The organism is Sneathiella sp. HT1-7 (assembly GCF_020731145.1).
GTDB lineage: Bacteria > Pseudomonadota > Alphaproteobacteria > Sneathiellales > Sneathiellaceae > Sneathiella.
Genome location: NZ_JAJFZN010000003.1, coordinates 546,022 through 565,526, shown reverse-complemented (window position 1 = coordinate 565,526; position 19,505 = coordinate 546,022). Strand labels below are relative to the sequence as shown.

Annotated in this window: 19 protein-coding genes; 8 read left to right on the top strand and 11 right to left on the bottom strand. The window is 56.3% G+C overall.

The annotated features are described in order from the left end of the window. Positions 1-102: 102 nt before the first annotated feature. Positions 103-1,287, top strand: coding sequence for a multidrug effflux MFS transporter (locus LKE13_RS12425; protein WP_227951689.1), 1,185 nt, complete (start codon positions 103-105; stop codon positions 1,285-1,287). A gap of 3 nt (positions 1,288-1,290) precedes the next feature. Here LKE13_RS12425 and LKE13_RS12420 read toward each other — a convergent pair whose 3' ends face one another. Then, complete coding sequence (locus tag LKE13_RS12420; protein WP_227951688.1) at positions 1,291-2,994, bottom strand: adenylate/guanylate cyclase domain-containing protein; 1,704 nt, start codon at positions 2,992-2,994, stop codon at positions 1,291-1,293. Between the two features lie 98 nt (positions 2,995-3,092). On the opposite strand from LKE13_RS12420, the gene LKE13_RS12415 reads away from it, so the two are divergent. Further along, positions 3,093-3,797, top strand: coding sequence for an SDR family oxidoreductase (locus LKE13_RS12415; protein ID WP_227951687.1), 705 nt, complete (start codon positions 3,093-3,095; stop codon positions 3,795-3,797). Positions 3,798-4,109: 312 nt separating this feature from the next. Further along, positions 4,110-4,244, top strand: a complete 135-nt coding sequence (locus tag LKE13_RS18645; protein ID WP_265334870.1) for a hypothetical protein — start codon at positions 4,110-4,112, stop codon at positions 4,242-4,244. Between the two features lie 35 nt (positions 4,245-4,279). On the opposite strand, the gene ppk2 is transcribed toward LKE13_RS18645, so the two are convergent. Further along, a complete protein-coding gene (ppk2, locus tag LKE13_RS12410) occupies positions 4,280-5,038 on the bottom strand; it encodes a polyphosphate kinase 2 (RefSeq protein ID WP_227951686.1) in 759 nt (252 codons plus the stop codon). Between the two features lie 209 nt (positions 5,039-5,247). Here ppk2 and LKE13_RS12405 point away from each other — a divergent pair, with 209 nt between their 5' ends. After that, positions 5,248-6,621, top strand: coding sequence for a pentapeptide repeat-containing protein (locus tag LKE13_RS12405; RefSeq protein ID WP_227951685.1), 1,374 nt, complete (start codon positions 5,248-5,250; stop codon positions 6,619-6,621). Positions 6,622-6,626: 5 nt separating this feature from the next. Here LKE13_RS12405 and LKE13_RS12400 read toward each other — a convergent pair whose 3' ends face one another. The 3 genes from LKE13_RS12400 to LKE13_RS12390 form a co-directional block, all read right to left on the bottom strand. After that, positions 6,627-7,586: a ribonucleotide-diphosphate reductase subunit beta gene (locus LKE13_RS12400; RefSeq protein ID WP_227951684.1), complete on the bottom strand. Its 960-nt coding sequence runs from the start codon at positions 7,584-7,586 to the stop codon at positions 6,627-6,629. A 44-nt stretch (positions 7,587-7,630) separates the two neighbouring features. Further along, positions 7,631-9,490 carry a ribonucleoside-diphosphate reductase subunit alpha gene (locus LKE13_RS12395; RefSeq protein ID WP_415776532.1) on the bottom strand — a complete coding sequence of 620 codons (1,860 nt, stop codon included), beginning with the start codon at positions 9,488-9,490 and terminating at the stop codon, positions 7,631-7,633. Between the two features lie 513 nt (positions 9,491-10,003). Then, positions 10,004-10,186 carry a YdcH family protein gene (locus LKE13_RS12390; RefSeq protein WP_227951682.1) on the bottom strand — a complete coding sequence of 61 codons (183 nt, stop codon included), beginning with the start codon at positions 10,184-10,186 and terminating at the stop codon, positions 10,004-10,006. 136 nt (positions 10,187-10,322) lie between these two features. Here LKE13_RS12390 and LKE13_RS12385 point away from each other — a divergent pair, with 136 nt between their 5' ends. Next, on the top strand, positions 10,323-10,901 hold the full coding sequence (locus LKE13_RS12385; protein ID WP_415776531.1) for a UbiX family flavin prenyltransferase: 579 nt from the start codon (positions 10,323-10,325) through the stop codon (positions 10,899-10,901). 7 nt (positions 10,902-10,908) lie between these two features. On the opposite strand, the gene LKE13_RS12380 is transcribed toward LKE13_RS12385, so the two are convergent. Both LKE13_RS12380 and LKE13_RS12375 read right to left on the bottom strand, forming a co-directional pair. Further along, a complete protein-coding gene (locus LKE13_RS12380; protein ID WP_227951680.1) occupies positions 10,909-11,595 on the bottom strand; it encodes a hypothetical protein in 687 nt (228 codons plus the stop codon). Positions 11,596-11,616: 21 nt separating this feature from the next. Continuing rightward, entirely contained in the window at positions 11,617-12,183 is a 567-nt protein-coding gene (locus LKE13_RS12375) for a TIGR02444 family protein (RefSeq protein WP_227951679.1), read from the bottom strand. A gap of 163 nt (positions 12,184-12,346) precedes the next feature. Between LKE13_RS12375 and LKE13_RS12370 the strand changes: the two genes are divergently transcribed. Next, positions 12,347-12,556, top strand: a complete 210-nt coding sequence (locus LKE13_RS12370; RefSeq protein ID WP_227951678.1) for a YdcH family protein — start codon at positions 12,347-12,349, stop codon at positions 12,554-12,556. 18 nt (positions 12,557-12,574) lie between these two features. On the opposite strand, the gene LKE13_RS12365 is transcribed toward LKE13_RS12370, so the two are convergent. Then, positions 12,575-13,306 carry a GGDEF domain-containing protein gene (locus tag LKE13_RS12365; RefSeq protein ID WP_227951677.1) on the bottom strand — a complete coding sequence of 244 codons (732 nt, stop codon included), beginning with the start codon at positions 13,304-13,306 and terminating at the stop codon, positions 12,575-12,577. Positions 13,307-13,507: 201 nt separating this feature from the next. On the opposite strand from LKE13_RS12365, the gene purE reads away from it, so the two are divergent. Both purE and LKE13_RS12355 read left to right on the top strand, forming a co-directional pair. Then, positions 13,508-13,996 carry a 5-(carboxyamino)imidazole ribonucleotide mutase gene (purE, locus tag LKE13_RS12360; protein WP_227951676.1) on the top strand — a complete coding sequence of 163 codons (489 nt, stop codon included), beginning with the start codon at positions 13,508-13,510 and terminating at the stop codon, positions 13,994-13,996. Positions 13,997-14,012: 16 nt separating this feature from the next. After that, a complete protein-coding gene (locus LKE13_RS12355; protein ID WP_227951675.1) occupies positions 14,013-15,101 on the top strand; it encodes a 5-(carboxyamino)imidazole ribonucleotide synthase in 1,089 nt (362 codons plus the stop codon). 2 nt (positions 15,102-15,103) lie between these two features. On the opposite strand, the gene LKE13_RS12350 is transcribed toward LKE13_RS12355, so the two are convergent. The 3 genes from LKE13_RS12350 to LKE13_RS18775 all read right to left on the bottom strand — a co-directional run bounded on the left by LKE13_RS12350 (position 15,104) and on the right by LKE13_RS18775 (position 19,461). Then, positions 15,104-15,835, bottom strand: coding sequence for an SDR family oxidoreductase (locus LKE13_RS12350; protein ID WP_227951674.1), 732 nt, complete (start codon positions 15,833-15,835; stop codon positions 15,104-15,106). 77 nt (positions 15,836-15,912) lie between these two features. Then, positions 15,913-17,487, bottom strand: coding sequence for a SulP family inorganic anion transporter (locus LKE13_RS12345; protein WP_265334896.1), 1,575 nt, complete (start codon positions 17,485-17,487; stop codon positions 15,913-15,915). A 162-nt stretch (positions 17,488-17,649) separates the two neighbouring features. Next, positions 17,650-19,461 carry a class I SAM-dependent methyltransferase gene (locus LKE13_RS18775; RefSeq protein ID WP_227951672.1) on the bottom strand — a complete coding sequence of 604 codons (1,812 nt, stop codon included), beginning with the start codon at positions 19,459-19,461 and terminating at the stop codon, positions 17,650-17,652. Positions 19,462-19,505 lie beyond the last annotated feature (44 nt).

The following is a 19,505-nucleotide window of genomic DNA, read 5'->3' as shown; positions in this document are numbered from 1 at the left end:
TGACAAGCCTGCGCATGGAACGGTAACGGACACCAGACCGTTTCCCCCTGCGCCTCCAATTTCTCGGGGGCTTTTTTTTGCAGTAAAATAACGAGAATAAGAATGTCACTTGCCGCCACGACACCGCCCCGGATGCTTACGCTGATTATGCTGCCCGCGCTTGCGACACTGTCACTCAACATGTTCCTGCCCTCGCTTGCCAACATGGCCCTGGATTTCGAGGCGGAATATGCCCTTCTGACCCTCGCCATCGCCGGATATCTTGGGATTACGGCGATCCTGACGCTGATCATCGGCCCCTTCTCGGACCGCTATGGGCGGCGGCCGGTCATGCTGGTTGCGCTCACGGTTTTCACCGTCGCTTCCTGCGTTTGTGCGACAACGGAAAATGTCTATGTCTTCCTTGTTTCCCGTGTCTTTCAGGGAGCAATTATCGCGGGTTGGGGCGTCGCCCTCGCCGTGGTGCGCGACACCTCCGAGGCGAAGGAGGCCGCGCGGCGTATAAGCTTCATCACCATGTGCATGTCCCTCGCGCCGATGCTGGGGCCAATGGTCGGCGGGGTGCTGGATGAGCTGTTTGGCTGGCGCTCTAATTTCATTGTCTATGCTCTTTTTGGGGCGGCCACGCTGCTGCTCTGCTGGGTCGATCTTGGTGAAACCAACCAGCACAAAAGTGAGAGTTTCACAAAGCAGTTCAAAAGCTATCCCGATCTGCTGATGACCGGACGCTACTGGGATTACGCCATCTGCATGGCCTTCTCGACCGGCGGGTTCTATATCTTCATCGCCGGCGTGCCGCTGGTTGCCATTACGCTGCTCGGCCTGTCGCCTGCCGTTCTCGGGATCTATATGGGTCTAATTACGGTTGGATTTGCCTTGGGAACCTTTATCTCGGGTCGCCTGACCCAGCACTTTTCACTCACCACCATGATGATCTCGGGGCGTGTTTTTGCGACCGTCGGCATGGTTATCAGCCTCGCTTTCTTCCTCGGCGGTATCATCAATGCCTATACGTTGTTTGGGCCCGTCATGCTCGTCGGTGTCGGCAACGGTCTGACCATGCCAAGCGCCAATGCCGGGGTCCTCTCCATCCGGCCTGATCTTGCAGGATCTGCGGTCGGTCTGGTCAGTGCGCTGTCGGTCGGGATCGGGGCGGCACTGACCAGCATCACCGGCGCTATCACGACAGAGGAAAGCGGCGGCATTCCACTGATAACCCTCATGCTCATCGCCTCGCTGATCTCGCTCGCGGCATCGCTTCATCTCAAATGGCTGGAGCGGAGCTAGCTGTCAGTCGGTGAATCCCGCGCGCCGCATCGCGCCGAGCAGGCGATCAAGATCGTCCGGCCGCCGGAACGGCAGGTTCTTCCGAACGGAGCCGAGGCGCGCGTCCGGAATGATCGCATAGGTCGCGGCGACGGCGGCCTTCGCCTCCTCCTCCCGGCCCAGAAGGGCGAGGCTGGCGGCAAGACACATCGGCGGATGCGGGGAGGCCGGATTGAGATCCGCCGCCCGCCTGATGAAATCCGCCGCTTCCTCATAGCGGCCCGCTACGAAATAGGCCTGGCCGCGATACAGCGGATAATAGAAGGGATAGACGGGATTGAGGCGCGACGCCTTGGCGATCAGGTCATGGACCTTTTCCGGCTCGCCGTTGAACACATGCGCCCCGGCAAGGTTGGCATAGGCCTCGGCGCTGTTCGGTTCCAGCTCGATCCAGCGCAGAAAGGCCGCAATCGCCTCGTCATGGCGGCCGGTGAACAGATAGGCATTGCCGAGCGCCTCATAGACCAGCGGCAGGTCGGGATTGAGGCTCGTCGCCTTCAGCGCGAGCTCGAATGTCGTGTCAATTGCCGCCGCGTCGCCAAGGAACCATTCGTGCAGGCACACCTCCGCAAGGCCGGCATAGGGCGCGGCATAGGCCGGATCAATGGCGGTGGCCCGCTCGTAAAGGGCGCGGGCGTTGGCCAGCGCCTCTTTCGTAAAGAGCCGGTACTGCTCGCGCCCGCGAAGAACGCAGTCATAAGCTTCGGGCGCCGCGGTCTCCGCCCGCTCCGGCAGTTCGTCTGCACCCACAAGGCTGACCTTCAGCGCCTTGACGATCTTCTCCGTCACATCGTCCTGAACCGCGAAGATGTCGGCAAGATCGCGATCATACCGCTCCGCCCAGGCATGGCCGCCGCTCTTGCCGTCGATCAGCTGACCGGTCACGCGTACCCGGTTGCCCGCCTTGCGCACGCTGCCCTCCAGCACGTAATGCACGCCAAGTGTCCGCGCGACATCCTGAATATTGCGGCTTTCCCCTTTGAAGGTGAAGCTGGTGTTGCGGGCGATGACGAACAGGCTCTGGAGGCGGGCCAGCTCGGTGATGATATCCTCGGTGATGCCATCGGCGAAATAGTCCTGCTCCGGATCGCCGGACATATTGGTGAAGGGCAGCACCGCGATGGAGGGTTTCTCGGGCAGCGCGAGAGGTTCCGCAACGCCTGCGGGCGCGACGCCGCCGACCGACCAGCGCCAGACGGAAACCGGCCGCGCGATATTCTTGAGCGATTGCGGCCCGCCGTCCGAAAAGACTGCCGCCGCCTTGCCATCGAGACTGTTCCGCGCGCTGTCGGAAATCAGCAGTCCCCCGGGCTCGGCCAACGCTTCGAGCCGCGCGGCGATATTGACGCCGTCGCCATAGATATCCTCCTCCTCGAAAATCACCTCACCGATATGGATGCCGATCCTGAGGCGCAGGAGATCATGGTCCGCGAGCCCTTCCTGCACCTGCATCGCGCAGTCAACCGCATCGGAGACGCTGGCGAATTCGACCAGCCAGCCATCTCCCATGCGCTTGACGATCTGGCCGCGATGGTTGGCGACGGCGGGTTCGAACAGGTCCCTGCGCATTGCCCGGAGCGCCGCAAGCGTGCCGGTTTGATCCGCGCCCATCAGGCGGGAATAATTCACCACATCGGCGGCGAGAATGGCGCTCAGGCGGCGTTGCACGGCTTTATTCTCCTTTTCACCGCAAGTTTAGCCGAAATAAATGGAAAAGATAGAGCGCCCGCCTATAGTGGAGAAAATGATCAACCGGGAGAAAGATAATGGCATCAGAAAAAGTGGCTCTTATCACGGCAGGCGGCAGCGGTATGGGCGCGGATGCGGCGCGCAAACTCGCGGACGACGGCTTTAAGGTCGCGATCCTCTCCTCCTCCGGTAAGGGCGAAGCGCTCGCTGAGGAACTTGGTGGCGTTGGCGTCACCGGCTCAAATCTGGAAAAGGAAGATCTTCAGAAACTGGTCGATCTGGCGATGAAGACATGGGGCCGCATCGATGTGCTGGTCAATTCCGCCGGGCATGGCCCCAAGGGCGACGTGCTGGAGATCAGCGATGAGGACTGGCACAAGGGGATGGAGGTCTATCTCCTCAACGTCATCCGCCCGGCGCGCATGGTCGCGCCAATCATGGCCAAGCAAGGAGGCGGGACAATTATCAATATCTCCACCTTCGCGGTGTTCGAACCCGACCCCCTCTTCCCGACATCGGGCGTGTTCCGTGCCGGTCTCGCCTCTTTCACCAAGCTGTTCTCGGACAAGTTCGCGGGTGACAATGTGCGCATGAACAGTATCCTCCCTGGCTTTATCGACAGCCTGCCCGAGACCGAGGATCGCCGCGCCCGCATCCCCATGGATCGCTATGGCAAGGCGGAGGAAGTCTCTGGCCTGGTGAGCTATCTGGCCTCAGACGCGGCGGCCTATATTACGGGGCAGAATATCCGCATTGACGGAGGGTTGACCCGCTCCGTCTGACGCGGCGGGCGGCCAAAATAATATTCTGAAATTCGTATCGATCGGTGCGAAAATAACGCTGTATTTTGTAAAAATATGATATAATGTCCGCGTGGAAATGACCCCCGCCCGGGACACCCGGCGAGCGCCCGCACATAGCGGGTTGCGACGTACAGGATCAGGGGACGCGCCGCCATATTCTCACACAAATTTCGCTGTCCCCTTACCGGATTGAGGCGGCGAAATGCCGCCTGGAACGCCCATCAACCGTTCGAACGCGGCGTCATAATATCCGTGTATTTTGCGACCCACTTCTCGTGAAAGGGAAAACAGATGTCCAAAGGCAACAACAAGCGCGGAAACAAGGAAATCAAGAAGCCGAAGCAGGTGAAGGCCCCTGTTCTGGCTACAGCCGGTTCCGCAGCGAACAAAAGCTCGCTGAATATCGGCCGGAAAAGCCCGAAATAAGCACATTGCGGCCTGAGCGATCAGGCCGCTTTTTTCTATCGGGCGATAGCGCCGCTTTTCAGGTGCTTCTCGTCATATTCGAAAATGATGTCCGGATCGGGATGGGCGCGATGCTCATCTTTCTCCGGGCAGTCCACATTTGCCATGATATGACGGATGACATTGATGCGTGCGCGCTTCTTACTGTCGGCGCGGACCACATGCCAGGGCGTCACCGGATTATGGGTGCGCCTCAGCATCTCGTTGCGGGCGGCGCTATACTCATCCCATTTTTCAATCGCGACCGCGTCAATCGGGCTGATCTTCCAGGTTTTGAGCGGGTTCTGCCGTCGATCCTCCAGCCGCTCAATCTGCTCGGGTTTGGAGATATCGAGATAATATTTCAGAAGCTGCACCCCGCTTTTCACCAGCAGATGCTCGAACGGCAGGACGGAGCCCATAAAGGCCTCATATTCCGTATCGGTGCAGAAGCCCATCACCCGCTCCACCCCGGCGCGGTTGTACCAGCTGCGATTAAAGAGGGTCATTTCCTGCTCCGCGGGCAGATGCGCCGTATAACGCTGGAAATACCAGCTCGCCTGCTCCCGGTCGGAGGGCTTGCCGAGCGCCACAACGCGGGTCTCCCGCGGGGAGAGATGCTCGGTAATGCGTTTTATGGTGCCGTCCTTGCCGGCCGCGTCCCGTCCCTCAAAGATGATCAGGATTTTGAGGTCATGGGCAATGATATGCCGCTGCAGCTTCACCAGCTCGACCTGCAACTTATAGAGCTCCTTCTTGTATGCCTTCTTGTCCATCCTGCACCCCGCGCTTTGCTTCCATTACGGCCATCCTAACCGCCCCGCCCGCCGAGCCCAAGGCAAAAGACAGCGGACCTGCGGGAGCGTGGTTTTTTGAGGGGTGTGGTTGAGGGGGATACCCTTAGCCGAAAATATATTTTGGCAGCACACCAAATTCGCGGATATATTAGAAAATATTATTGTCTGTGTGGTTATGGGGAAACCAATTGAGCGACGAAAAACCGACATTACTGGACTGGCTGCATATCAAAGACGGACTTTTCGATAAAAAAGTCAGGTGGTTGGGCACACCAACTCTAATAGCCCTATTTTTTATCGCAGTATTGCTGCTCATAATAGGCGCTTATGCCATTGTATTACTAATTGGCGTCATGTTGAACTTCGATGTAACCGTCGAAAACGCGACGTCTGAAACAATAAGAAACTTTGGACTGGTTGTCGTAGCCTTTGTTGGCACCCCTTTTTTGGTTTGGCGATCCATTGTAGCACAAAAGCAAGTGAATGTTGCCGAACAGGGCCAGATAACTGATCGAATTAATAAAGCCGTCGAAGGGCTTGGCTCTGAAAAAACGATTAAGGAGGTTATAGAAACTCCGCGTTATCAGAAAAATAACGAGAATAAATGGAAATACGATGACGAAGGCAAATTAATTGCAGCAAAAAGGCCGGACGGAACGCCTATAATTGATCGAGAAACCTTTGAGCGCTCCGTCCCTAATCTAGAAGTCCGCATAGGCGCAATCTATGCGTTGGAACGTATCGCAAAAGACAGTCTGCGCGATCATGTACAAATCATGGAAATTCTGTGCGCATATATCAGAGAAAATGCTCCTGAGAAATCTGTCTACGAGGACAAACCTTTGTTAGAAGATGACGCCCCTAGAGCGGATATTAAAGCCGCCATAACCGTAGTTGGCCGACGATCTAAAACGCAAATAGCACTAGAGTGGAAGAAGAAATTCCGGTTAGATCTAAGAAATACGGACTTATCACAAGTCGATTTTTCAAATGGAAATTTTTCAGCGGCAATGTTTGACCAATGCCGACTTACGCATTCAGTTTTTAACAATACAAAATTATTGGGCACTCAATTTTACAGAGCTAATTTAAATTACTCTTCATTTATTGATGCTGAATTACGGGGAACGCGTTTTGAATATGCAACAATTGATGAGCCCAGTATCAAATCAGCAAGATTTAGCGAATCCATCAATAAAGGTAAATTCTATGGAATATCTGTAGCGGGAAGTAATATATTAACCATTCCCAATTTTGGCTCCGCCGAAGAAAGAGCTCTAGTTTTTGGAACAAAAGATACAGAACTAAGCTACAATTTTGCCTTTGAATATGAAGGGGTTAATAACACTTTGCCCGACATAGACGAAGACAATGTATATTTGGTAAAGGCGCAATTAACAGAAGAACAACGAAATGAGTTTGAGCGATTAGAAAAGCATCGAAGAGAATTTAATTTCCCACACTGGCCTAATCAAAGAAGCTTCGATATAGGGACTGATGAATTACATAAAAAATTTCTCGATGATCTTGGGCTAATCGGCTGGCCGTATCAAAATAATTAACCCCCTCAAGCAAACGCGTCTTCCCACGTCCCCTTTGTCGCGGCCTTTGAATATTCCGTCGCACGGTTCTCGAAGAAGTTGGTATGCTCGACAGCGTTGAGGATGGCATCGAGCCAGGGGAGCGGGTTTTTCTCGATATGGTAGATTTCATCGAGGCCGAGTTGATGCAGCCGCCGGTCGGCGATATAGCGGATATAGCCCTTGATCTCCTCCGCCGTCAGCCCCTCAATCTCCCCGGCGCTGAAGGCGAGGTCGATGAAGGCGTCCTCATGGATGACGATCTCGCGGCAGGTCGCATAAAGCTCCTGACAGAACTCCGCCGTCCAGATTTCCGGGTTTTCAGAGACGAACGTCTTGAACAGCTTGATGATGGAGTTGCAATGCAGGCTCTCGTCCCGGACGGACCAGGTGACGATCTGCCCCATGCCCTTCATCTTGCCGGTGCGCGGGAAGTTGAGCAGGATGGCGAAGCTCGCAAAAAGCTGTAGCCCCTCGGTAAAGGCGCCAAACACGGCGAGGGTCTTCGCAATCTCCGACTTATTCTCGACATTGAACTGCTGCATATAGTCGTATTTGTCCTTCATCTCCTTATAGTGGAGGAAGGCGGAATACTCGGTCTCGGGCATGCCGATGGTGTCGAGAAGGTGCGAATAGGCGGCGATATGCACCGTCTCCATATTGGAGAAGGCCGCGAGCATCATCTGCACCTCGGTCGGCTTGAACACGCGGCTGTAATGGCGCATGTAGCAGTTGTTGACCTCGATATCCGACTGGGTGAAGAAGCGGAAAATCTGCGTCAGCAGGTGGCGCTCGGATTCGGACAGGGTGTTGTGCCAATCCTTCACGTCATCGGCGAGCGGCACTTCCTCCGGCAGCCAGTGGATCTGCTGCTGCTTCAGCCAGGCATCATAGCACCAGGGATAGGAAAAGGGCTTGTAGACCGGCTTGGCATCGAGGAGCGACATGGCGTGTTTCTATTCTTCACGTAATCTGTTGAGGGTGCCCCGCCCTACTGGCAGGCGAGGCATTCTTCGTAATCGGTGGTCTCGCCGGCGGCTTCCACGGCCTCGGCAACGGCGGGCGCGAGGCTCGCGGCAAGCTCGCGGAGTTCCTTGGGAAGTTCCTCCTTCGTCGCGACGACTTCCGCCCGCTGCATGGATTTGGAGCGGCAGTAATAGAGGCTCTTGACCCCCTGCTTCCACGCCAGAAAATGAATCTGGTGCAGGTCGCGCTTATGCACGTCGGCGGGCAGGAAGATATTCACCGACTGCGACTGGTCGATCATCGGCGTGCGGTCAGCGGCGAGTTCGATGATCCAGCGCTGATCCAGCTCGAACGCGGTCTTGAACACATCCTTCTCATGATCATCGAGGAAATCAAGATGCTGGACGGAGCCTTCCTTGACGGTGATGGAACTCCAGACATCCTCGTTATCCTGACCCTTCTCCGCGAGCAATGCCTTCAGATGCGGATTGCGCACGTTGAAGCTGCCCGAAAGCGTCTTGTGGGTGTAGCTGTTAGCGGCCGCGGGCTCAATCCCCGGGCTGGCGCCCCCGCAGATGATGGAGATGGAGGCCGTCGGCGCGATCGCCGTCTTGTTGGAAAAGCGTTCCTCAAAGCCGTAATCCGCCGCATCCGGGCAGGCGCCACGCAGTTTGGCGAGCGATTTCGACGCCGCATCGACGCCCTTCTGGATATGGGTGAAGATCTTGTTGTTCCAGACTTTCGCCATGACCGATTCCATCGGCACGCGCTTGGCCTGTAGGAAGGAATGAAAGCCCATCACGCCGAGGCCGACGCTGCGTTCGCGCATCGCGGCGTATTTCGCCCGCGCCATTTCGTGCGGCGCGCGATCGATAAAGTCCTGCAGCACATTGTCGAGGAACAGCATCACGTCCTCAATAAAGCCGTCCTGCCCTTCCCATTCGTCATATTTTTCAAGGTTGAGCGACGAGAGGCAGCACACCGCCGTGCGTTCCTCACCGAGGTGATCCGTCCCCGTCGGCAGCGTAATTTCCGCGCAAAGGTTAGAGGTTTTGACTTCCAGACCGGCAAGCTTGTGATGCTCCGGCATCTGGGCGTTCACCCGGTCATTGAAGATGATATAGGGTTCCCCGGTCTCGACCCGCGCCGTGAGGATGCGAATCCACAGGCTGCGCGCACTCACCGTGCGGACAATGGCGTGGTCATGCGGGCTGGTCAGCGCCCACTCGCCATCCTCCTCCACTGCGCGCATAAAGGCATCGGAAATGAGAATACCATGATGCAAATTCGGCGTCTTGCGGTTGGGATCCCCCCCGGTAGGACGGCGGATCTCGATAAACTCCTCAATCTCCGGATGGGAGATCGGCAGGTAAACCGCCGCCGACCCGCGCCGCAAGGACCCCTGACTGATGGCGAGGGTCAGGCTGTCCATCACGCGGATAAACGGCACCACGCCGGAGGTCTTGCCGACTGCGCCGACCCCTTCGCCGATGGAGCGGAGGTTGCCCCAATAGCTGCCGATGCCGCCGCCTTTCGCGGCAAGCCAGACGTTTTCTGTCCAGAGATCGACAATACCGCGCAGGCTGTCATTCGATTCATTAAGGAAGCAGGAGATGGGCAGACCCCGGGTCGAACCGCCATTGGAGAGAACCGGCGTCGAGGGCATGAACCAGAGCTTGCTGATATATTCATAGATGCGCTGCGCGTGGGAATCGCCTTCACCATAGGCACTTGCCACCCGGCCGAACAGGTCCTGAAAACTCTCGCCGGGCAACAAGTAACGGTCCTTCAAGACGGCCTTGCCGAATTCTGTCAGATATTTGTCGCGGCTATGGTCAATCTGGACCCGCGCGCCATCCTTTACCTGCACAATATCTGTTAACATGTCGACCGTATCCAGCATTCGCCTTACCCCTATAATCTTCGTCTCGTTACGCGGCGATTTTCGCCCAAATTTGTAATAAAATATCGTTCAACGTGCCTTATTTTTGTAACAATTGCCGGATAAGCTGTGCTTCTATTCCGATAATTACAATAATAAGTGGTTTTTGCGGTCGTTCATTGAACTCGATATGCCGCCGATTTCGCGTGCGGCCACTATATATTGTATAAAGCTGCTTATCGCGTCAACAGCTTGTGGAAAACTTTTTGAAAAAATAAAACTTGACGAATCACCAAATGCGTCTTCCGCCTATATTAACCATAAATACCGCCCGCACCAGCCCCCCAATCAAACTATTTTTCCCTCTCATCCACCCGACTGGCCACCCCGGTCCAAGGGGGCCGGATCATCCTGCTCCCCTATCCGGGCCGACGCACAAAAATAAAGCGCCGAAACGAATTTCAGCGCTTCTTACTTGTCAAATAAAGGGGTCAGGAAACGGAGGTAACCTGCTGGTTAATGGGTAACTTTTCCTTCCGCCGAGAGCGTCGATATCCTCTCTTTGATCCTGAGTTTTTCACGCTTGAGTTCACTGATATGCACATGATCTGCGGACGGGCTGGCCAGTTCATTCTCGATTTTCTCTTCGATCTGATGGTGTTTTTCTGTCAGCTGTGCGACATGATCTGCTGTGCTCATAGTGTATCTCCTTTGTTAGAAACGACAGGATGCTGGCAAGCCAGCGCTAGACAACTCTATATTACAGAATTATGAACTGCATGACCAAGAATCAATGCCTCCGGGGAAGAATATTTTGACCGAAAATCGGAACGCGATGGAAAACCACCGACTTGTAATCGGTATAAGCGGGGCGTCGGGCGCAAAACTCGGCATTCGCCTGCTTCAGGCCTGCCAGAAACTCAACGTGGAGACCCATCTGGTTATCTCCAAGGCAGGGGAAATCACCATCACGCAGGAAACGGACATGAATGTTTCCGACGTGAAAGCGCTTGCGTCCCATTTCCATAAATCCGCCGATATTGGCGCCACCATCGCGTCCGGCTCATTTAAGACCATGGGCATGGTGGTTGTGCCTTGCTCCGTCCGCACGATGTCGGAAATCGCGACGGGAGTCACCAGCAGCCTGCTCACCCGCGCCGCAGATGTTTGTTTAAAAGAGCGCCGCAGGCTTATCCTGGCGGTGCGGGAAACACCGTTTCACACGGGGCATCTCCGCACCCTCACCCAACTATCGGAGATGGGTGCAATCATCGCCCCGCCGGTCCCCGCCTTCTACACGAAACCACAGACGATCGATGAGATCATTGATCAGTTCACCGGCCATCTGCTCAACCTGATGGGGCTGGAAAATTCCCTCGCGCGGGAATGGCGGGGGCTGAAGGACGGCGCGTAACCGCCCCCTACTTCCCGAGCTTTTTATAGACGTTGTAATAGGCCGTCTCGCATTGGCCGGCCATCTTCTCCCGCATTTTCTCGGTATAATTTGCGTTATTAATCCGTTTGTCCAGACAGGTTCTCTTGCAGTTCATAATCGCCCGCCGCGTACCGGCGTCGTGACTATAGCTTTCCTTCACCTTGCAATAGGCCCCCTTGTCCTTCATCAGGGCGATGCGCTGCGCCAGAGTCATGCTTGCCTCCGGTTTGGCCTTGGGCGGCGGGTTGGCAGCTACGATCCGCTGGTATTCGGCGTTACATTGCGCGACCAGTTGAGCATTCGCCGGATCTTGCGCCGCGGCATTGCAGGCCTTTGCACAAGGGGCATCTCGGTGACCGGTACAAATCCTGCTTTGCTGCCGCATCTTTTCGAACGTTGGATCCCCTCTCTTGAGTTTCCCGCTCATCGCAGATTTCTTGGAGAGCCAGAAACAATTGCTCGCGAGGGCCTTATCCGCGAGATTTTGGGAAGCCGACTGACAAACAGTGGCGCAATTCTGATCGCCCTTCTGGGCGCAGGCCTGCCCGTTCTTGTTCAGTGCATCGCGCAGGTCGTCTTCCTTGCTCGCCGCACTGACAGAGGTAGTGAGGCTAACAACAACAAGGGCAATCAGAGGGAAAAGGCTAAAATGGAATCGTTTATTCTGTTTCATTACTCTTTTTCTTGTTTGAATTTAGGAACCGAACAAACCCGTCAGACGTGGATCCGCCTCCGGGAAAGCCTGCTGCCAGATTAGCAACAGATCAGATAAATCATCAGTATCGATGATTTCCGTGACATGATTGAGATAGGCGGCGAGGTTATCGGCCGCGGCCTCCCCGCGCTCCTCCGCACCGAAGGAGCCTGTCGCAGGGCGTTTCAGGATTTCATTCAGGAACTGGATTTCCATATGCTCGGCGAAAAGCGCACTGTCCGAAACGCCCCGGCGAAGCTCCGACGCGAGGCGACCGTCAGCAGGAACGACTGACCCTTTCAGATATCGGCGCACATGACGGAGCGGCGCGACCACCTCGGCCTGCCAACGCATCCCTGCCTCGATCCCGGCCTCAAGTTCTTCCGGGCTGAGCCGTCCGCGCCCACTCGCCGCCGTCCAAACACAGAACAGCAGCATGTTCACATCCAGGGCGCGCCGATCCTGCAGGCGCAGGCATGCCGCTGACACCTCGGCATCGTTATAAAGCTTGACCGCATAATCCCAGAGTTGACTGGGCGGAAACACGGCCGAGGAAAAAATCGCCATCCTGAACAGCTCCCCCTTCAAAAAAACATCTGCACTTGAATGCCTGACCCTAGGCTTTGGCGCGGAAAAGTGCTAATATTCGCGTCACGCTACATCGTTACCCGCGTTAGGGTAGCATAGCTGTCGCTTCATTGGAAAATAGTTGTCGGAGTGCCTTTTTATCATGGCGGAAATTGACGAGCAGGAAATGCTGCGCGCGGAGCTGGAACAGTTGAAAACCGAACATGGCGACCTGGATCGGGCAATAGACGCCCTGATCGAAACCGGTAACTACAACTCGCTGCAACTGCAACGGTTGAAAAAGCGCAAGCTGATCCTGAAGGACCAGATCTATGCGACGCAAAATATGATGCTGCCGGATATTATCGCCTGATTGAGCCGCTCGTCCGGCTTACGCGTCGGGGTGGCTGCTTTGCTGCTTTTCCTTATACATTTCGCTATCGGCAGCGCTTAATGTCTGTTCCGGATTCTGGCCGGAATGGATGGAGACAACGCCTGAGGAAAGCGACGTATTCAGCGAGGCCCCTTTCCAGATAATCGGGTTTTCCGCGAACAGTTTCGGCAGCCGGTCAATCAGATTGCGCGCATCCTCTGCCTTCGTGCGCGACAGGATCAGGCCAAACTCATCCCCGCCGAGACGCCCGACAATGTCTGTATCGCGCACGCTTTCTTTCAGCCGGAGTGCGACCTGAGAGAGCACATAATCCCCCGCCTCATGACCGAGGTCGTCATTGATTGACTTAAAGCGGTTGAGATCGAGATAAACGAGGCTCGCTTCGGTCTGGTACCGCTCAACCGAAGCCTGCACGCGGGTCAGTTCGCGCACAAAGGCACGGCGGTTGTATATCGGCAGGAGTGGATCCTGATCGGCAATATGCTCCGCCTCGCTCACGCGCCGCGTCAGTTCCTTGACCTTCTCCCGCAGTCCGTCCACCTCCGCCATCAGCTTGCGGATCGCCACCTGCACACGCGGGGTAAGTTCTGTATCCGGGATACCAAGGACGGAAGCGCTGTCGTCGATCTGTCGGGGTGATGTAAAAAGACCTTTCGTACCGGTTTTTCCGGTTTTTCTGTTCGTGCCACTTGTCACGGGGCGGTTCCCACCGCCTGATCCGATTTTCATGACTTCTCCCTTGCCCTTCATAGGTGATTTATTTAGGCGGAACTGTATAACAATTTAACTGAGAACTCAAAGTGTTCCGCCGCTTTCGCTGCAAATGCACGTCCCGCCTGAAATGACAGCAACCTTCACTTGCGTCTTTGGCCGGCATGCCTATAATCGCCTGCTTCAAACCGTCAAGGTCACAACAGGGAAGTGCAATCTATGACCAACCGGGAAGCAGAAGTCGGGATTATCATGGGCAGCCAGTCTGACTGGGAAACCATGAAGAATGCCGCCGACACGCTGGAAACGCTGGGAATTCCGTTCGAGTCTAAAATCGTCTCGGCACACCGGACGCCGGACCGTCTCTATGAATATGCAACCCATGCCGCGGCGCGCGGCCTGAAAGTGATTATCGCCGGCGCCGGCGGCGCGGCGCATCTTCCGGGCATGGCGGCCTCCATGACGGCGCTTCCCGTTCTTGGTGTCCCAATCGAAAGCAAATCGCTGAAAGGCATGGACAGCCTTCTCTCCATCGTCCAGATGCCCGGCGGCGTGCCCGTCGGCACCCTCGCCATTGGTAAGGCGGGCGCGATCAATGCCGCACTGCTGGCCGGGCAAATCCTCGCCCTTGAAAACGACGCCTATGCGACGGCCGTCAATGACTGGCGCATGCGACAAACCGAAGCCGTGGCCGACGAGCCCAAATAGAGGCATAATAGTAAAAATGACAACAGTTGCACCCGGTGGACATATAGGCATTCTGGGAGACGGACAGCTTGGCCGCATGATGGCCATTGCCGCCGCTGAGATGGGCTATTTCGTTCATGTCTTCGGCCCGGAGGAGGACAGCCCCGCCGCGCAGGTCAGCCATCGCTCTACCGTCGCCAGCTACAGCGATCAGGAGGCCCTCACCGCCTTTGCCAAAAGCGTGGATGTGGTTACGCTGGAGTTTGAGAATATCCCGACCGATACAGTCGAATTCCTGAGCAAGGTCGTGCCGGTCCGCCCGGGCGCAAAAGTGCTGGAAATCACGCAGGACAGATTATTCGAAAAGAGCTTCATCAACAATATCGGCATCGGTACGGCGACCTTCGCGAATGTGGAATCCATGGAGGAACTGATCCAGGCGGTCAAGCAGATCAAGGCCCCGGCGATCCTGAAGACCCGCCGGCTCGGTTATGATGGCAAGGGACAGGTGAAGATCACCGGCGCCAGCGATCTCGATAAGGTCTGGGCCGAGATGAAGGACACCCCCTCCATTCTTGAGGGGCGTGTCAATTTCAAGATGGAAGTCTCCGTTATCGTTGCACGCAACCCGGCGGGGGAAACCGCCGCCTTTTGCCCGGTGGAGAACCGGCACAAGAACCACATTCTCGATGTCACGCTCGCGCCCGCCGATATCCCGGACTGGCTTGCCGAAAAAGCCATCGAGATGGCCGAGAGAATTGCCACGAAAATTGAGCTTATCGGGCTGATGGCGGTGGAAATGTTCGTCACACAGGATAACCAGATCCTCGTCAACGAACTGGCCCCCCGGCCACATAACTCCGGTCATTGGACGATTGAGGGATGCGCCACCAGCCAGTATCGACAGGCCATCCGCGCCGTCTGCGGCCTTCCTCTCGGTGATCCTGCCCGCCATTCAAACGCAGTGATGAAAAACCTTATCGGTGACGAGATCGAGGCTTGGGGCACCCTGTTGGAGGACCCTGAGAACAGCCTGCATCTCTATGGCAAAAAGGAAGCGCGGGAGGGCCGCAAGATGGGCCATGTCACCCGCCTGATGCCCCTCACCCAGAAGCCGAAAGCGTAAAGTTACGCCCAGCCGCCCGCGAAATAGAGCACCTGCCCGGTAATGAAGTTTGATTTGTCGGAAGCGAGAAAGAGAAGGTAGTCGCCCGCCTCTTCCTGCGTGCCGAGACGGCCCAAGGGAATTTGTGAGGTGATCTTCTTGAACGCGGCCTCATTCTCCAGCAGTTCTTTCGGGAAATAATCCGGGCTTTCAACGAAATTAGGTGCCAGCGCGTTCACCTGAATATTATATCGCCCGAGTTCCTTGGCGAGGGTCTGCGCAAGGGCATTTGTCCCGCCCCGCGCCGCCACATACATGGAGTAGTTGGGAATGCCGTTTTTTGGCGCGGCGGATGAAATAAACAGGATTTTCCCCTGCCCCGCCTTCTTCATATGTTTTGAGGCTTCCTTCGCAAAATGAAAGCCGCGCACCATCAGGTTCTCAACCGTCCGGCGGAAGTCCCCGATATCCGCCTCATCAATGGACGCCTTCAGCGCAGGAAACGCGTCGTTATTGATCATCACATCGATCCGCCCCTCGGTGGCGATGATCTTATCGACAATCTCCGTGGGGTCCTGCTCGGCAAGGGCTTTCGTGCCCGGAATGTCCGCTTCGAACTCTGCGCGCGTCGCGGCATCAGTAAAGGCTTCGTCCTGCGCATAAACCGTTGCGCCCTCTGCCGTCATGACACGGCTGCCCGTCTTGCCCAGAAAATGCAGCGCATCAGTGATCAGGATGATTTTATTGTTCAGCATTGTTATGTCCCGATTGTTGAGAGTGAATATCCCCAACAATAGGACCTAACCCGGCAAAGGCAAGATCGATCTGGCGCCTAGTGATTCCCGCCCAATATTCCTGTCTTGACCGAATAGTTGACGGCAACGCCATAATTGGGATCGTCATCGGAATCAACCATCAACTGCCCGGCACGGTTCAGCAAACGGTGACAGTCGCGCGACAGATGGCGAAGCTGGATATGCTTGCCGACCGCGTTGTATTTCGACGCCAACACCTCAATCGCCTGCAAGGCCGACTGATCCACCACCCGGCTGTTCATAAAGTCGACAATGACTAGGTCGGGATCACCCTTGATGTCAAAAATCTCCGCAAAGCCATCGGTGGAACCAAAGAAGAGCGGCCCCTCGATCTTATAGACCTTCGCGCCATCCTCATTAATTTCCGAGATAGCATGAATGCGCCGCGCGTTGTTCCACGCATAGACCAGCGCCGAGACAATAACGCCTACGACAACCGCAACGGCCAGATCGCTTAAAACCGTCACCGCAGTCACAAGAATAATAACCAGCGTATCGGAGAGCGGAATGATCCGCATGATCCGCAAGCTCTGCCACGCAAACGTCCCGATCACCACCATGAACATCACGCCAACAAGCGCGGCAAGCGGAATCTGCTCTATCATTGGGGAGGCGAAAAGGATGAAGGCAAGCAGAAAGAGCGCCGAGGCGATGCCCGAAAGGCGCGTGCGCCCGCCCGATTTCATATTGATCATCGACTGCCCGATCATGGCACAGCCCCCCATTCCGCCGAAAAATCCGGTAATCGTGTTGGAGAGGCCTTGCGCCACACATTCCTGCGACGCGCCGCCGCTCTGTTCGGTAATCTCACCGACGAGGTTGAGGGTCAACAAGCTCTCGATCAGGCCAATCGCCGCAAGGATCAGGGCGAAGGGGAAGATAATTTTCAGGGTTTCCAGATTAATCGGTACCATCGGGATATGAAATTCCGGAAGGCCGCCCTTGATGGAGGCCAGATCGCCGACACGCGGCACATCAATGCCAAAGAAAATCACGATCCCGGCGATGACAGCAATGCCGGCTAGTGGCGCCGGAATGGCTTTTGTTACCTTCGGCATCAACCAGATGATCGTCATGGTCGCGGCCACAAGGCCCAGCATGATGATAAGCGGCAAGCCTGTCATCCAGACAATCTCGCCATAAGTATCGACCGTCTTGAACTGGGTTAGCTGCGCCATGAAAATCACAATGGCAAGACCGTTCACAAAGCCAAGCATCACCGGATGTGGCACCAGCCGGATAAATTTCCCGAGGCGGAACACCCCTGCCAAAATCTGCAATATGCCCATCAGCACGACAGTCGCGAAGAGATACTCCACCCCATGTAATGCGACGAGGGAGACCATGACAACGGCCAGCGCGCCGGTCGCGCCGGAGATCATTCCCGGACGGCCGCCGATCAGCGCCGTCACCAGCCCGACGATAAAGGCCGCATAAAGTCCGACGAGCGGATGCACACCCGCGACAAAGGCGAAGGCCACAGCCTCCGGCACCAGGGCGAGGGCGACAGTCAGACCGGACAGCAGTTCGGTCTTGATCCGGCCCGGCGTAAACCGAATAGGGTCAGCGCTGTTGCGTCCGGCAGAAAACAGGCCGGTAACGGCGGCAAGCGTTGGCTTGATCACGTGATAAATTTCCAGTTTTTGGAGATGTCAATTTGCCGCGGAACATAGTGTATTTACGCCGCCTTGGAAAGAAATATATTGCAGCGCAACAATAAGGAGACCGTCATGTCTCACAAGTTGTCCGTTGGGTCACCCCCTCTGCATCCGGCACCAGAACTGATACATTCCCCGAAAGAGCGTGGGGTTTTCCGCCTCAATCGCCTGCCAGTTGGCGAGAATATGGCCTGACGGGTCATCGGGATAGCGGGCGCGATAAGCGGTCATGACCTTTGGATCGGCAAACTCAAAGCCAAGAAAATCGAGGCCCAAATCGTCAATCGCCTTGGCGATACGCGGAATGTCGAAGCGTTGTTCATGCCGGTGGAAGAGAAAGTCACGGCAGCCACTTAAAGAATAGAAATCAAGCTCTTTGGTTACCGATGCCGCCGGATGATCCTCCGGGAGCGCCATCAATTCCTTACGCAAGCTTCGGATTTCATCGAGGGTGAGCCGATCAATCCGCTTCCCCACCATCTCCCGCACGGCAATCACATCCTGACGAGCCTGTTCGCTGTAGAGTGCAACCTTCATCACGCCATGGGGCGCAAGAAAGGAGAGCAGGCCTTTCCACGCGGCCTCCGGGTCGGCCATATGATGCAGCACGCCGCAGGCCTCGATCAGATCAAACCGTCCGAGATTGTCCGGCAAATCGACAAGATCCGCCTGAGCGAAGGTGACATTCGTAATGCCATGTGCCTCCGCCTGCCTTGCGCCATAGGCCAGAGAACGCCGCGATAGATCAATTGCCGTCACCTCCGACCCGATGACCCGCTTGGCCGTGCGAAGCGCATGCCGTCCGGTGCCGCAACCGGCGATCAATACAGCCGGTTTCTCGGCAGGCAACGGGGGCGTAATAGTCGGGAACAACCGCTTTAGAAGTGCGGGCAATGTTGTCTCCCCTCCACTTCGAAGCTCCCGCCAGCGCGGATAGGGGCTTTCCTCATATTGGGCCTGCACCGCGCCGGACACCGCATCGGCGCTCGCGGAGAGACTTGGCAGAGCGCATGCGATTTCCCGCTCTCGCAAGGTCTGCGGCCCCATCCTAGTGAGCAAAAGCCGGCACCAGGGTCGGGTTGCGAGTTGCGCCTCTTCCTGGATGAGCAATTCGGTGGCCACATCAGGATCCAGTGGGGCATAAAGCGCAGCCCGAAGCGCAGGCTCCAGCGCGTCCGGTTCCGGCGGTGTGCCGGGCGGTGTTTCCAAGGCATATTCTGTGAGCGCGAGCTGCAACGCGAGCAGAGCCATCAACTCCTGCGCCATTTCCCATGTTTCCAGCAATAGCTGCGCCCGCGCCTTCTCGATCAGGGTAGTCAATTCCGGTGAGGGCAGGATCAGCCGGGAAAAGGCCGCCGCGATGACCGGCTCATTCAATGCGCCTTCCAGACCGGCAAGGCCACCCGTCCCGTCCAGCATCTTCACAATGCCTTTCTGGCGCCGAATACGCGCGAGCAGGGCCAGAATAAAGCGATCACTCTCCACCTCGTCGGAATTAAGGCAACGAAGCATTGCCTCATCCCCCGCGGGTCCGAGATCGCCGACGGGTACCAGCTCCAGAAGATCGGCGAGTTCCTGCAAGCTCGCAGGAGAAAAATTATCAAACCCAGCGAGCTTTAATCCGGTGCGAACGGCCTCACGTGGTCTCTCCCTCTCTGCGAGGAAACGTGCGAACCCACGCCAGCCCAGCCGGTAACCCGGATCAGCCGCAATCGCCGCCTTAAAGGATTTCTCCGCTGCCAGCCATTTGCCCTGCTCTTTCAGGATAAGTGCGAGATTATAATGGGCCGGCGCAATTTTACGCTCTTTCTTTAGGATCTGGCGGTAGATTATCGCCGCGGCGTCCTTGTCTCCACGCTGCTGTAACGCCGTTGCTTCGGCCAGCTTGCGCTCGATTTCCCCTTGCACACTTACGCTCCTTTTTCGTTGGTGAGGCCAATCTAGGCGATATC

Excerpts from the sequence above, each read along its gene's own strand:
- LKE13_RS12365 (WP_227951677.1), bottom strand. The coding sequence starts at position 13,306 with ATGAAAATCGGATCAGGCGGTGGGAACCGCCCCGTGACAAGTGGCACG.
- LKE13_RS12380 (WP_227951680.1), bottom strand. The coding sequence starts at position 11,595 with ATGAAACAGAATAAACGATTCCATTTTAGCCTTTTCCCTCTGATTGCC.
- LKE13_RS12390 (WP_227951682.1), bottom strand. The coding sequence starts at position 10,186 with ATGAGCACAGCAGATCATGTCGCACAGCTGACAGAAAAACACCATCAG.
- LKE13_RS18645 (WP_265334870.1), top strand. The coding sequence starts at position 4,110 with ATGTCCAAAGGCAACAACAAGCGCGGAAACAAGGAAATCAAGAAGCCG.
- LKE13_RS12395 (WP_415776532.1), bottom strand. The coding sequence starts at position 9,490 with ATGTTAACAGATATTGTGCAGGTAAAGGATGGCGCGCGGGTCCAGATT.
- purE (WP_227951676.1), top strand. The coding sequence starts at position 13,508 with ATGACCAACCGGGAAGCAGAAGTCGGGATTATCATGGGCAGCCAGTCT.
- LKE13_RS12375 (WP_227951679.1), bottom strand. The coding sequence starts at position 12,183 with ATGGCGATTTTTTCCTCGGCCGTGTTTCCGCCCAGTCAACTCTGGGAT.
- LKE13_RS12415 (WP_227951687.1), top strand. The coding sequence starts at position 3,093 with ATGGCATCAGAAAAAGTGGCTCTTATCACGGCAGGCGGCAGCGGTATG.
- LKE13_RS12370 (WP_227951678.1), top strand. The coding sequence starts at position 12,347 with ATGGCGGAAATTGACGAGCAGGAAATGCTGCGCGCGGAGCTGGAACAG.
- LKE13_RS12385 (WP_415776531.1), top strand. The coding sequence starts at position 10,323 with ATGGAAAACCACCGACTTGTAATCGGTATAAGCGGGGCGTCGGGCGCA.
- LKE13_RS12425 (WP_227951689.1), top strand. The coding sequence starts at position 103 with ATGTCACTTGCCGCCACGACACCGCCCCGGATGCTTACGCTGATTATG.
- ppk2 (WP_227951686.1), bottom strand. The coding sequence starts at position 5,038 with ATGGACAAGAAGGCATACAAGAAGGAGCTCTATAAGTTGCAGGTCGAG.
- LKE13_RS12400 (WP_227951684.1), bottom strand. The coding sequence starts at position 7,586 with ATGTCGCTCCTCGATGCCAAGCCGGTCTACAAGCCCTTTTCCTATCCC.
- LKE13_RS12355 (WP_227951675.1), top strand. The coding sequence starts at position 14,013 with ATGACAACAGTTGCACCCGGTGGACATATAGGCATTCTGGGAGACGGA.
- LKE13_RS12350 (WP_227951674.1), bottom strand. The coding sequence starts at position 15,835 with ATGCTGAACAATAAAATCATCCTGATCACTGATGCGCTGCATTTTCTG.